The sequence below is a fragment of the Ensifer sp. Root278 genome (assembly GCF_001429285.1).
Lineage (GTDB): Bacteria > Pseudomonadota > Alphaproteobacteria > Rhizobiales > Rhizobiaceae > Ensifer.
In genome coordinates, this window is record NZ_LMJJ01000013.1 from 57,072 (window position 1) to 70,645 (window position 13,574).

The 13,574-nt window shown below is 59.5% G+C and carries 9 protein-coding genes and 2 pseudogenes; 7 read left to right on the forward strand and 4 right to left on the reverse strand.

Translation table 11 applies throughout. From position 1 onward, the window contains the following. Positions 1-146: 146 nt before the first annotated feature. Positions 147-1,187, forward strand: coding sequence for a LacI family DNA-binding transcriptional regulator (locus ASE60_RS13905; RefSeq protein ID WP_057251155.1), 1,041 nt, complete (start codon positions 147-149; stop codon positions 1,185-1,187). A 107-nt stretch (positions 1,188-1,294) separates the two neighbouring features. Continuing rightward, positions 1,295-2,041 carry an SDR family oxidoreductase gene (locus tag ASE60_RS13910; RefSeq protein WP_244495607.1) on the forward strand — a complete coding sequence of 249 codons (747 nt, stop codon included), beginning with the start codon at positions 1,295-1,297 and terminating at the stop codon, positions 2,039-2,041. Between the two features lie 329 nt (positions 2,042-2,370). Here the strand turns inward: ASE60_RS13910 and ASE60_RS13915 are convergent, their stop codons facing one another. Continuing rightward, positions 2,371-2,928: an aldehyde dehydrogenase family protein gene (locus ASE60_RS13915; protein ID WP_057251157.1), complete on the reverse strand. Its 558-nt coding sequence runs from the start codon at positions 2,926-2,928 to the stop codon at positions 2,371-2,373. 291 nt (positions 2,929-3,219) lie between these two features. Here ASE60_RS13915 and ASE60_RS33735 point away from each other — a divergent pair. After that, positions 3,220-3,753: pseudogene (locus tag ASE60_RS33735) on the forward strand (amidohydrolase family protein); the annotation flags it as partial. Here the strand turns inward: ASE60_RS33735 and ASE60_RS13925 are convergent. Beyond that, on the reverse strand, positions 3,669-4,526 hold the full coding sequence (locus tag ASE60_RS13925; RefSeq protein WP_082615845.1) for a response regulator transcription factor: 858 nt from the start codon (positions 4,524-4,526) through the stop codon (positions 3,669-3,671). The pseudogene ASE60_RS33735 and the gene ASE60_RS13925 sit on opposite strands and share 85 nt — an antisense overlap. 423 nt (positions 4,527-4,949) lie before the next feature. On the opposite strand from ASE60_RS13925, the pseudogene ASE60_RS33740 reads away from it, so the two are divergent. Continuing rightward, positions 4,950-5,349: pseudogene (locus ASE60_RS33740) on the forward strand (IS1595 family transposase); the annotation flags it as partial. 590 nt (positions 5,350-5,939) lie between these two features. Here the strand turns inward: ASE60_RS33740 and ASE60_RS13930 are convergent. Both ASE60_RS13930 and ASE60_RS13935 read right to left on the reverse strand, forming a co-directional pair. Next, entirely contained in the window at positions 5,940-7,439 is a 1,500-nt protein-coding gene (locus ASE60_RS13930; protein WP_244495608.1) for a lipopolysaccharide biosynthesis protein, read from the reverse strand. Beyond that, on the reverse strand, positions 7,429-8,724 hold the full coding sequence (locus ASE60_RS13935) for a hypothetical protein (protein WP_192496008.1): 1,296 nt from the start codon (positions 8,722-8,724) through the stop codon (positions 7,429-7,431). Before ASE60_RS13935 ends, ASE60_RS13930 begins: the two co-directional genes overlap by 11 nt. A 250-nt stretch (positions 8,725-8,974) precedes the next feature. Here ASE60_RS13935 and ASE60_RS13940 point away from each other — a divergent pair, with 250 nt between their 5' ends. The 3 genes from ASE60_RS13940 (at position 8,975) to ASE60_RS13950 (ending at position 13,566) form a co-directional block, all read left to right on the forward strand. Next, on the forward strand, positions 8,975-10,237 hold the full coding sequence (locus ASE60_RS13940; RefSeq protein ID WP_057251158.1) for an O-antigen ligase family protein: 1,263 nt from the start codon (positions 8,975-8,977) through the stop codon (positions 10,235-10,237). 605 nt (positions 10,238-10,842) lie between these two features. Next, positions 10,843-12,384 carry a hypothetical protein gene (locus tag ASE60_RS13945; protein WP_156414640.1) on the forward strand — a complete coding sequence of 514 codons (1,542 nt, stop codon included), beginning with the start codon at positions 10,843-10,845 and terminating at the stop codon, positions 12,382-12,384. Positions 12,385-12,408: 24 nt separating this feature from the next. Then, positions 12,409-13,566 carry a glycosyltransferase family 4 protein gene (locus ASE60_RS13950; protein ID WP_057251160.1) on the forward strand — a complete coding sequence of 386 codons (1,158 nt, stop codon included), beginning with the start codon at positions 12,409-12,411 and terminating at the stop codon, positions 13,564-13,566. Positions 13,567-13,574 lie beyond the last annotated feature (8 nt).

Consider the following 13,574-nt stretch of genomic DNA (forward strand, 5'->3'; position numbering starts at 1 on the left):
GGCAGCTCCTCAACTCCTTGCCGAAAACTGGATGTGCAAACGATTGCACGTCCGCGATTATGCGTACCGCTTGCGCTTTGTCAAGCGCCCATGCGAACGATTGCAAAACTCCTGGCAAGATTTTAAATGGAGGAGCGAGGTGATACATGCAAAAGAAACGAACCACCCTGAAGGACATTGCGCGCGCGACCGGCGTTCACGTGTCGACCGTGTCGCGCGCGCTTGATCCCGCTGAGCGAAAGAGCATCACGCCGGAAGTCGTGGCAAAGATCCAGGCGGCGGCGGAACGGTTGGACTATCGCCCCAATCGCATTGCCTTCGGGCTCCGCACCAACAGGACGATGACGGTCGGCGTGGTCATCCCCGACATCACCAACCCCATCTTCCCGCCGATCCTGCGCGGAATCGAAAGCGTTCTGGAACCGCTCGGATACGCGTCGATCATCGTCAACACCGATAGCGAACGCGAGCGCGAAATTCGTCTTCTCGAAGTGCTCAGGGACCGAGGCGTCGACGGCCTCATTCACGCGGCGGTGCTCAGAAGCGATCCCTCAATTGCCAAAGCCGCCCAGGATGGTCTCTCGGTGGTGACGCTGAACAGACGCGTGGAACGTTCGAACATCCCCTACGTCATCAATGACGAGGACATGGGCATCTGCGAGATGCTGCGCCACCTGACGAAGCTCGGCCACCGGCGGATCGCGCATCTTGCCGGACCGCAGGATCTCTCGACCGGCCAGCTGCGCCTCGCGGCGTTTCGCAGCGCCGCCGAGAGAATGTCGATTGACTTCGATCCGGAACTCATCGTTACCGCCATACGCTTCGACGAAGACGAAGGCGCCCGCTGCACGCGCGACCTGCTTGCTTCCGGGCACGATTTCACGGCCGTGCTCTGCGCAAACGACCGCCTGGCGCTCGGCTGCATCGACGTTCTGCGAGAGAATGGCCTCGATTGCCCGTCGGACATTTCCGTCAGTGGTTTCAACGACATGCCATTCCTCCATCTGGCGCGTCCACGGCTGACAACTGTCAGGATCCAGCAATACGATGCCGGCATCACCGCCGCGTCGATCTTGCTGCGCCTGATGAATTCCGGCGCAGACGACGATATCCCCTTGGAGACCGTGTTGCCGGTGGAACTCATGGAGCGCGACAGCACAGGGCCGGTAGCTGCGCGAAGTCGCTGACAATCGTTCCCTGCCGAACGGTCGCGCGCTGGTTGTCAACAGTGTCGGATTTCATTGGAGAGCCCCTCTCCTCTCCAGGCTCAAGCCTTATGGCGTATCCGCGGTCCTTGGTTGGAAAGACAGTTCTCCTTATCGGCGGAAACGGTGCGATCGGCGCCGCGACAGGGCGCCTGTTTGCGGAGGCAGGCGCAACGGTTCTCATCACCCATACGCCGAGCGAACAGAGCGTCTTGAGCGCGGATGCGGCGCATTTTTCCTTTGCAAACGCGGAACGTCACGCGCGCTACGCCGCCGACATCACGGATTCCAGCGCCCTTAGCGGCCTCGCCAGCACCATCGAACAGAAATTCGGCCGGCTCGATATCCTCGTCAATGCGGCCGGTTTCACCAAGCCAATCGCCCCCCGGGATCTCGATGCACTGACCGACGAACTGATCGACGACATTTTCAAGGTAAATTGGCGAAGCCAGTTCGCAGCCATCCGGGCCTTCGCCCCTCTGTTGAAAAAGTCCGGCGATGGGCTCGTCGTCTCCATCTCGTCGATCGCAGCCTTCACCGGCATAGGGTCGAATATCGCCTATTGCGCAGCCAAGGCTGGTATCGACGTCATGACCGAGCCCCTCGCCCGCGTGCTGGCGCCGGAGGTCAGGGTGCTTGCCGTTTCTCCCGGCGTCGTCGACACGCAATTCGTTTCTGGGCGGGGTTCGGGCTTCAATGAGAAGGTCGCGGCCTCGACCCCGCTCGCCCGCATCGGCGAGGTCGACGATATTGCTGCGGCCATCCTGGCCTGTGCGACGTTGCTCGGTTTTTCCACCGGTCATATCATCCAGGTGGATGGCGGTCGCGCGCTCTGACGCAGCAGCAATATCCGCGCGATGGAGCGACGGGGCCCGAAAGCCCGGCTCCGTCACCGTGTTCAATGTCTGGTTCAGGGAGAGCTCAGTCCCTCGGCGGCCAGATCGGAATGGTGCCTCTGCCCGAGGGGAACCGCACATTCTTGGAGCGCGTAAACTCCCGCAGAGTTTCCGCGGCGTTTTCCCTTCCAAAGCCGCTTCCCTTCTGACCGCCGAAGGGGGAGCCGAGGAAGGCGCGGCCATGTAGTTGTTGACGAAGATCATGCCGGCTTCGAGCCTGGCCGCACTCTTGCCGGCGTGGGCTTCGTCGGTCGTGCAGATTGCCGCCGTCAGGCCGTACTCGCTGTCATTGGCGATGCGGATTGCTTCTTCCTCGGTAGAAAACCGCATGATGCTGGCGATCGGGCCGAACATCTCTTCGCGCGCAGGTCGGGCGTCACATCGGCAAGGACCGTGGGGGCGACCCAGTAGCCGCCTTTCAGGCGTTCCTCGGTCGGAAGTTTACCCTGGGTGACTAGGCGGGCTCCTTCCTTCAGCGCGATATCGAGATAGGCCAGCACCTTGTCGCGGTGCTTCGCATCGACCATGGCCCCAATATCTGTCGCGGGGTCAAGGCCGTCACCGACGACCAGCTTCTCGGTCGCACGTGCAAAACGCTCGAGGAACTCGTCATGCAGCGCATCGTGCACGAGTATGCGTGACGTCGACGTGCATGCCTCGCCCTGGTAGAGCGCGACATCGATCGTGCGGATGCCGATCGTTTCGGCTCCCTCGAGGATCGAGCGCGGCAGTCGCTCGCCCGGGCTCATGTCCCATTCGCGCTGCCAGTTCGATCGAATGAAAGGCGTCACTGCGTCGTCGACGAACGCGCGGCAACTGTCGCGCATCAATCGCTGCTCCTGGGACAGGTGAGCCGTCATCGGCGTGAATCATTTCTCGCTCCCTTGGTTCTTCTGGCGGGTTCCTCTTCCTGCCCTCAGATTCGTAGCGTGCTGCCTCGGTGCCAGTGAGGTTCTCACCGTGCTCTTTTGGTGAACTATCGTCCAATTCGACGTGGATTTTCTGCGCGGCATCGGAAGCATTTGAGCGATGGGCTCCGTCTCAATCGCTCCACTCCCTCAGATTGCCCCGACGCCCGCGGATAACGACGGCGTGCAGATGGGGCCGGGCTACCAAAGGAGGCGCGCGAAGAACTCATGAAAGTCGCGCTTTTCGCCGCAGAACGGCGCATCCCCATCGAGATCCATGCCTATACCGATGACGCCGCAAACGCGATCCTCGACGTCTTCGAAGCGGTGCACAAGACGCATCCGTTCAACGACTTGCGCTGGTCGATCGCCCAACACCGGATCGGAACGGACGCTCGACCGGATGCAGAGGATGGGTCTCGCCTATACCGTGCAGATGGGCCCTATTTCGAGGCCCCTGCCATCAGGGAAGCGAACGGTGCCGCGGTGGCCGCGGTCTCGCCACCGACGCGGCTCGCAATCGACAAGGGAATCATGGTTGCCGGCGGCACGGTCTGGTACGACGAGAGTGTTGGACATATGCCAACCAGCCTGATCCATGATGAGGACGGCATACGCATCGTCGGCGACATGACGGGCAATTTCGGCCAAATGCTGTGTCATGGCGTAGGTGTCGCACCATGGCATGACCAGCGCTGCCGCTTTCCCAAGCTTCGGGCAGATGGCGCCGAAGATGTAGGCTGATCGGGTTCGCTGGTCGTGCGGTGCTGCGGATCGCGTTCCACGCTTCGATCGTTGGGCAACAGATCGTTTAACTTGTAGGCGACTTCGGTCCTGTTTGTCGCCTTGACCTTCTTCATAATGTTGCGGATATGAACCTTGACGGTGCTTTCGCGCAGGTTGAGTTCATAGGCAATGATCTTATTGGCCTTGCCGCGCCGCAGCGCCTCGACCACTTCGGCTTGGCGGGAAGTGAACATACCCGCCAGCGGGTGTGGGACCGTGTTGCTCGACTCGAACAGCTGGTGCATTGCGAACAGACAGCTGGCGGGAACGAAGACCCCGCCAACGAGAGCAAGATAGATCGCTTCGATGCAGACATCTATCGTGACCGAGGAAGGGATATAGCCCTTCGCGCCGCATTCGAGGGCTTTCATGATCTGCGCGAGTTCGTCCGTATCGGCCAGCACGATGACCGGCGTCGACGCGAATTCGGACGAGAGCCGGCGGATCTCCTCGGCCACATCCCGCTCGGCAATATTTCTGCCCCCGATATTCAAGAGAATCGCCGACAATGGCGGGTATTGCCCGCGATTCTGCCTCCATTCCTCAATTGATCCAAAGGCCAACACGAGCAGGTCCGTCTTGTGAGCAACAATGCTCTGCGCGAGGCATTGTCGATCGAGCGCACGGGTGTCGATTATCACAAGCAGGCGCTCCCGTTGAGGTTCCGCACGCACGCTGACAGCGCCGATAAGCTCATTGAATGGGGGATAGTCAATATCATTTTCTTTCATACGCCTTGCTCCCGGGATCTTGGAGATAGTGGTTATACTGCCCTCCGCCTTAAATATTATCGTCGCCGCGCAACAGTACTGCCAATCGCCCTCGGCTTGTACTAACGGATTAAAGGAATACTCGGCGAATACGCCAAGCCAAACTACCGCAGAAATTCTCGGCGGTACTCTACTGCCTAAAGAATAGCGTACTACAAAGGCTGGCGACAGAACACATACAAATTGGGGCGCTGCGAGTGAAAAAAGAAGTAGATTACACGATACTGCGGTGAAATTAGTATTATATATGCTACTTGCGTAGTAGAGGTCGGAACAAGAATTGTTTCCCTCAAACACGCGGCCTTTATCAACCAAAAATAGCAATAACCTTGATAGCCAACGACTTCCATGCGATTCTTCGGGCATGATCCGAAGGAGATGAGAATGTCGGAAACGATGCTTGCAGCGCTTACCAACATTCGGACGGCGGAAGATATGATCGTGGCCTTTCGCGATGAGGCGCAGTGTCGGCGATTGCTGGAAAGCATGGTGTGGCCGGCCGGAAGAGTTTGCCCTGCCTGTGGCTACAAGCGCTCGATCGCGATCGCCGGGCGCGATATGGGCAAGCGGCGTGCGCATCCGGGTCTCTATCAATGTTCCAGCGGCGGATGTCGGTTCCAGTTTACGGTGACGACACACACACCGCTGCATTCCACAAAGCTTCCTCTGCGTGTCTGGCTGAAGGGCATGTGGCTGATGCTGCGAGGCCGAAAAAGGTCTACCGAATACCCAGAAGACGCCTGTCATGGTGATCGTGCAGCGACCAGATGACGTCACAACCGGCGCCAATGTGCGCGAGTGGCTCTATGTCGACGACTCCGTCGAATAGGCCGTTCGGACCCGGATCGAGTTCGTACAAGGCCCTCGTGCCGGCGTCATCGGAGAAGTAGAGGTGTTTGTTGATCGGGTTGTAGGCGACACCGGTCGGGTCATCGGAAAAGGCGAAGGCGGTAAGCGGGCTCAGCAGCGCCCCATGATCAGCAGTGGGTTGGCGATGTAGGTAACGCCTGAAGAGTCGGTGCTGCGCGTCGACTAGGTCGAGGTTTCGGTGGTCCTCACCAAGGTCGTGGATGTCGGCAACTGACGAGGCGAGTCGCTCGTGACGTCTAAACTGAAGGATTCCACATCGCTGAATCTAGTCACTTGAAATCTCTCTTGGCAGGCCCGATCGCCACATCGCTAATGTGTCCGAGGGGACTGTTGTCATGCTGGTCGGGCCCGTCAAAGCGGCCAAGCATTTAAAGCGCCGCAGGCCAGCCGAGTGGGGACCCAGGCATGATAGGAAATGAGGCAAAGCGGCCCCATTTCAAATCAGGACTAGTCCTGAAGGGTGACAGGCATGGGGGGCCTCCTACCCGCCTTGCCGCCCCGCCGCTATGTTGGGCGGCGCTGGAGCCAAGCTGGGGCAAGGCTCATGAGGACTTGCAATGCCGACCTGCCATCGTGACCAAGGAACAACGCTGGTGCGCACCAGCACAACAGCGCGCTGGCAGGGGCCGTGGTAAGCACGATCATTCCCAGCAGGGAGAGCGGCGGCGTGTGAAGTTCTCGCAATAAATTCGCAAACATCCAGGCGCCGCCTCCTACCGTGACCGCTAGCGCCACGCCGGGTAGGTGCGCGACGGCAAAGTCCGACCACTTAAGTCCCGTAAGGCGGAGGCTGAGCTGCGCCATGAGAAGGAAGTTGCTCGCCACCGCTATGACGGCCCCAAGCGCCACTCCTGTCACACCCCAATGTTGCCCGATGAATGAGCCGGCCCCGACTGCGAAGGCGAAAACGGCTTGCCGCCACGCGCGGGCGTATACGGCCCCGGTTGCCCGGGTAATCGAATCACTGAGCTTGTAACTGGTGCGGAATAGCATTCCCGCCGCCAGGATCTGAAGCGGGAGTACCGCGTTCTCCCATCCCGGGCCGAGCAGCACCTGTACCAGTTCCGGCAGGACAGCCATTACCACCACGCTGGCGGGAAGCACAAGCAATGCACAGGACGCGACTGCGCCGCGAAATGCGCGTGCCAATCGCGCCGGCTCCTGCTGGATCAGCGCCATCGTCGGAAACAAGACCATATCGAGGGTCTGGCCAACAATGACTGCGGGTGCTGTCATCAGCTGCGATGCGAGCGCATACAGCCCCAGCGACTCAGCTCCTAGCCAACGCCCTACGACCGCTTTGTCGGCCTGACCGGCCAGGTAATTGAATATGCGAGCGATGGTAAAGCCACCTCCAAAATAGAGCAGGTGTCCGATCGCGCGTCGTTCCAGCAGAAGCCGTTTCGGGTGCGGCTGTCCGATGAGCAGCGCAAGCATGCGCACGAAATGCTGGCACACCAGGGCGCCAATAAGGGCCCAGATCCCAAGCCCCCGCCAGGCTAATAGGGGACCGACGAGAACGAACCCGATCGCAAAGGCGCCCGCCTCGATACCCGCGAGCCACCGAAACCGCAACGCGCGCTGGGCCGAGGCCTGCGCCACCATCGATATTCCACGACACAGGAATACGGCGCAGGCCGCGCGCACCACGGGAGCAAGTTCGGTTAAGCGGAACAGGTCCGCGATAGTTGGCGCTGCCCACCAGACGAGCCCAGCCATGGAAAGGCTGAAAATGAGCGACATTGTGAACCCAACACGTAGATGGGATTCTTCCACAACAGGTCGCTGCACAATCGCCTGAGCGACGCCCAGACCTTCGAATATTGCGGAAAAATTAATGACGACCAGCGCTGCGGCATAGAGCCCAAACTCACTCGGAGCAAGCAATCTGGCCAAAACGATGAGGGCGACGAGTTCCGCAACGGCTAGCCCGCCCATAGAAAGGCCAGTCCACATCAGGCCAATCGCGCTGCGCGCTGCCAAGCCTCGCCGGTCACTCGTCAAGACGCGTTTCCTTCTTGGGAACAGGGGGGGACAAGTGATCTGCCGTGATCGTTTCTGGCCAGGTAAGCCGGGCAACGTAAGCCGCAACAGGTCCACCGGGTTGCCCCCAATTGCTCGCCCAAATGATCTGCGAGCCATCAGGTGAAGGCGATGCATGCGCCTCGCTCAGATAGTCGTGTTTCACACTTCGATGATGGACGATACGCCGGATTTCGCCCCTTCCGTCAATTTTTAATGCGACGATTTCCCCATACAAGGGCGTCGTTCCGCTTCGCCCTGCCCGCTCGTGTGAGCCGCTGTATGTCAGGAATACCCAGCCCGGCCGGTTGATGCTGCGGGCTGATGCGTGCTGCGCAAAGCCGGGCGGTGTCAGGACCGTCACCTTACCGTCTGAGAGGCGCCTCTTGATGACTTGATATTTGTCCGGCTCGCTCTTGCTTATTCCGACATAGACATCGCTGCCGTCGCTGTCGATCGTCATGTCGCCGTGGCCAGGTCGATGATGCTCAGGCCAGTGCTGGATCGGATGGCCGTCAAAACTGAAGATGTCGGCGATGTCACTGCCGTCAGGCATGTCTTCATGGCAGAAGATGTACTGGCCCGAAGGCGAAATGGTGCAGTAGTTGTTGGTGCCCTCATGATCAAGCTGGATATCGGGGTATTTTGTCGCCGATCGTATGTCGTATGCAAAGGCGACCCGTTCGCCAGACGGTTTGACAGCCCGGATCACCAGTCGATCACCATTGCGCGAAAGGTTGTTCTTCCCGGGGCCGAATTCCAGTTTTCGGTACTCTGTGGGAGCATAGATCGTCATCCGCTCATCGCTGCGCACTATCCAGCGAAATATCTCAGTATTGCTGACGCAGATCATTTGCTCAGGATCTGTCGGGTGCCATTCGCACACACCGGACGGGCGGCGCTGGAACAGCGGCCGATAGTTCTGCCCGTCCAGAAAGCACAGCCCCGGACAGCCTTTTTGGACAACCAGCAGACTCTGATCGGCATTCCATGCCTGCGCGCTGGAATAGCGATGCCTGCAAAAGGCCGGATCACACGCGATGCCCGTCATGAGCTCCTTGCCCGGATCCGTCACTCGAACGAAAGGAGTACCAAATACTGGATCGGTGCTCCGCTCGAGATAGCCAGGGGCAGCCATCTCTGGCACCGCGACCACCCGTGTGTCCGCCAGATTGTCGAAGGCAAGCACCTTGCCGCTGACCGACAGCGCCAAGATCGAGCCCGTCAACAAAATCAATCCCAGCAATCTGGGCTTGCCTGGGTTCATTGTGGCCTCCGGCGGTCTTTAGGGGTTGCTGCAACACTCCCATTAAAATGCTGGCGCAGCGTTGTGGATGTAAATACCCCCTTAGTGGGTAAGCAGCGTTGCGGCCTAGCCCTTTTTGGGCGTCGTCAGTATCCAATTTGCACATTCCAGACCGAGGCGAATGTGAGAAGATCGGGCCGTCGGCTCGTGCGCCCGCAGGTCAAAGGGCGGGCACTTGCTGCTTTGGGTTTGGTCTAATCAGGTCGTGTCAATGATTAATGATAGACTGCTCGCATTTGGACTGTTGTTGTCGACTGCGACGCAGCTCCGTCTGCCCGGCACGCCTTGGGGAGCCGGCGAAGCGCTGCTCACGATATGGATTATTGGAGCGCTGGCTGACCTCGCCTATCGGGGCGCTCCGGCGCTTACAAGGCCCCTTTCCCATATGCTGCTATTCTGGGCGGTGTTCACCTTCGCCCAGAGCATAGGTTTGCTTTTGGGATTGGCCACAGACAATATCTATCCATCGGGCGTCCTGCACACCGGACAAGCTTACGCCTTCGTGGCTATTTTGTCGCTTCTCTTAGTCATTCTCCCTGCTTGGCGGCTTCACCGCGTGGCGTGGACATTCTCGGTCGGCGGCGCCGTCGCGGTCATTCTGTTAATCGCCGGCGGCTATGGCATGGTTCCCATGCCAGGCCTTGGCTTTTGGGAGTGGAACCGGTTCATTGGCTGGTCAATGAATCCAAACCAATTTGGTCTTCTATGCACTGTCCTTGTGCTGCTGTCGCTTCAAAGGGCAGAAGCGGCGGCTCGCCCGCACACCAAAATTTTCGCGCTTAGCTGCATGGTCCCTCCTTTCATTGCCGGAATTCTGACCCGAAGTGACTCGTTTACCGTGGCCATTGGCTTTGCGGTACCGCTTTTCGTGGGGAGCAAGTTTCTAATCAGGTTCATGCGCGCCGAGCGTCACCCGTCTCTGGTCATGACCGTCGCCTGTCTGATGATCCTGTCACTTCCATTGCTGCTTGCGTCCGTAACCCCGTTCACTCCGAAGATCGCGGAGAATGCGCGCCAAGCGATCGTCGAGACCATGTCAGAAAATGATCAAGCTGAAGATCGATTTCGACTCTGGAGTGAAGCGGTGGATATTGGCCTGAAATCAGGAATGTTGGGCCTCGGACCAGGCCCGCATCTTCTCGGAAAGCGGACGAAACTACCGCCCCCTGAAAAAGCAGAAGCGCATAACACTGCCCTCGACTTGATCACTCAGGGCGGCATCCTAGCTATGCTGATCTTTTTCTGGATCATTACGGTGGCACTCATCGCTGCCTACCGGGCTGGGCTCACAGCGGTGGCAAGTCTGATTTTCTCGCTGTTCGTATATTCCAACTTTCACCTGGTTGTTCGTCACCCGATTTTCTGGTTCTCGGTCGTGCTCGGTCTCGCGGCCATGCACTCAGTCGCACCGCGAAAGTTGACGAGTGCGCGACCGCTCGACATCAGCCCCAGCGCCCCTCGCACCCGAGCCTAAATCAACTGACGAATATTCGCTCGCAGCGCTGCCAACGACGATTTACGGCCCCAGACGCCCGTCCCGTCTGCTTCCCCGGCGCCATCCACCAAATTGCACTCGTGGTGCCACTACAGCGCCGTGCATCTACAGCGACCTTTTGCGCGTTTGATAAGACGCGCGGCGCTGTAGGCGGTGTACGGGATCGTGTCGAGTGCGTCTTGCCTGCTCCGCCAATACTTCATGCTTACATTCGGGCTTAGTGAGCGGCACTCTTCTTGGGTATTCAGGTTTGCCAAAGCCAGCTTCCTGCCGGAAAAACCTTCTCACCCTTATTAGCATTAAGTTGATCGTTAGCCGGCGCGCTAGATTGGAAACGGCAAGGGGTCAAACTCGCCTCAGAGGCGGGTTTCGGAGCTGTGGCATCGGCCTGTTGAGCGGAGGGAGTCCATTGATGAAAGCCGTAATGCGATGTGGCGGTCAGGGAACTCGCCTGCGCCCGTATACCATGGTCCTCCCGATGCCGCTGGTGCCGGTTCAATCACAGCCGGTGCTCGAGTTGCTGCCGTCTGGCTCGAATTTGGCCGGATAGACGATTTCCACACCGCCCAGGAGCTCGATTGAGGATGTTCAGTCGCCGTCATTTGACGTCCATGCAGCCTAAAGCCTATCTCGCTGGAGCAGCCGGCCCCGAAACAACGTCGGCCCTCCCCCCACCGAAGGAGCCGATACGTCGCCTGCTCGCCTCGCTGGACCGTATGGGGCTGCGGTACTGCCACTGGAAGAGCAATCTGCGGCTTGGCGAGAGCCTTGCGGGCGAAGGGGATCTCGACCTGCTCATCGACCGCCAGGACGCCGCCGGCTTCCAAACCGCGCTGGTCGAAAGCGGGTTCAAGCTCGCGGTCTCAGCGAACGGGGCCGGACATCCCGGTGTCTTCCACGCCTTTGCTCTGGACCCCGATGCGCCGCAGCTGCTCCACGTGCACGCCTATTTCCAGATCGTCACCGGTGACAGTCTGGTCAAGGCCTACCATCTCCCGGTGGAATCGGCGCTACTGGCCAATACGCGTCGCTTGCACGGCGTTCCTGTCCCCACGGTCGAGGCCGAACTGGTGCTCTTTGCGCTCCGAATTGCGCTCAAGCATACCAGTCTTGCGGAGCTGTTTTTGCTTCAGCGCCACTACGACCTCGTGCTGCAGGAGCTGAAATGGCTCTGTGCAAGCGCGAACAGTGACAAGGCCGAGGAGCTCTGGACGGCCTGGTTTCCGGGTGCGCCTGTTTCGCTTCTTCATGACCTGATCGAAGCCATCGCCGAGCCGCGGGCCATGGTTCGCCGAATCCTGCTTGGTCGTCAGGTAGCGGGCCAGCTCCGTGGCTGGCGACGGCTCAACACACTCTCGGAAGCGCTGTCACGCATGCAACGTGTCCTACTGTTGCTGCTGAGGCGTCGCCGCAGGCTTATCCCTACGGCGGCAGGGCTCGTAATCGCTTTTGTCGGTCCCATGGGCACGGGAAAATCCACCTTGAGTCTGGCCTCCGCCCGCATTCTGGGCCATCATTTCGATGTCCGCGCCGTCCATGTCGGCAAACCTCCCGCGACGTTCGTTTCGCTCCTCCCGCGCCTCATCCTTCCTTTGGCCCGGCGGATCCTGCCCGGTCACCGATCCAGCGCGCGTGCGGAACGTGAGCAGAAGCAAAACGTGCCGCCTTCTTTGCTGAATACTCTGTGGCTCACTGTTCTGGCCCACGACCGCCGCGCGCTTCTGAGCCGTTGCTGGCGCTATGCCGCCGCGGGGTCGATTGTGATTGCCGATCGTTACCCTTCCGCAACCCTTGGCGCGGTCGACAGCAGTCGGTTCGATGATGAGGCGCTTGCGCGGTGCGGACGTGGCCCGAAGCAGTGGCTGATGAGGCGCGAGCGGGCGCTCTACACCGGGCTCCCGCAGCCGACGCTTGTCATCCGTTTAACTGCGCCGATCGAGACGTCGCTGAGAAGGGACGCGGTTCGCATTAAGAAAGAAGGACCCGATCCCGCAGCCGTAAAGAGGCGCAGAAAGATCGAGATGGAGACTGAGTTCCCCAATTCGCGCGTGATTTCCGTCGATACGGACCAGCCGCTCGAGGATACGGTGAAAGCCGTGATGCAGGCTCTGTGGAGTAGTGTCTAACTGTAGCTGTGGCCGGGGGTGCCGATGTCTATTCTAACGTCACACGAACAGCGGACGACCGAGCAGGTCGACCATCGTCTACGGATCGTTTTCGTGATTTCGCGCGGAGACGAAATCGGGGGGGCACACATTCACGTGCGCGATCTATCCACTGCGCTTCGTTCCAGAGGTGCGGAGGTGACGATTTTGGCTGGTCGCGACGGTCGGTTTGCCAATCACCTCAGAGAGTGTGGAATTCCCATTCATTGCATACAAAACCTGCATCGCAGCGTGGGGCCCTTCCAGGCCGTGAAAGCTGTACTTGAGATCCGAGAACTATTACGTCAGCTTCGCCCCGACATCGTATCGACGCACTCTACCACTGCGGGCCTGCTTGGTCGGATTGCCGCATACAGTCTTGGTATTCCGGCTCTGTTTACCGCCCACGGCTGGGGTTTCACGAAGGGGCATCCATGGATCCAGCGTGTTATTTTTTGGCTGGTCGAATGGGCCGCAGCCCCGCTTGCGTCTCGTATCATCACGGTATGTGAATCTGACTTCAGTGCCGCCGAACGGAGCTTCCTGACTCGCAAAGATCGGCTCGTGGCAATTCCGAATGCCATGCCCGACGTCAAGGAATCGCTTCGCGCCCGACCGGAAAGATCGCCACCCAAGATTGTAATGGTGGCACGCATGGCCTGGCAAAAAGACCATGCGACGCTCTTGCGCGCTCTTGCGCAGTTAACGGACCTCGATTGGCAGCTGGAGCTGGTTGGTGACGGGCCCTTGCTCTCCTCTGTCGAGGGGCTTGCCGCCTCGCTGGGGATCGCGTCGCGCGTTCGCTTTGCGGGTTATCGGCAGGATGTGGCAGAGCGTTTGGCGGATGGGCAGATATTTGTGCTCGCTTCCAATTGGGAGGGATTCCCGCGCTCGATCCTCGAGGCTATGCGAGCGGGGCTGCCCGTGATTGCGTCAGACGTTGGAGGAGTGCGCGAGTCGGTTCGCGAGAGCGAGACCGGATTCGTTGTACCGCGGGGAAATATTGATGTCCTCCGCGACCGTCTGCGCTTGCTTATTGCGGCTCCACTGTATCGTCGCCAGATGGGAGAGGCCGGACGGGCTTGGTACGAGAAGCGCTTCTCCCTCGACCGCCTGGTGGCGGAGACAACTGCTGTTTATGATTCTGTGCTTTCGGATTCGTGAATGGAAGT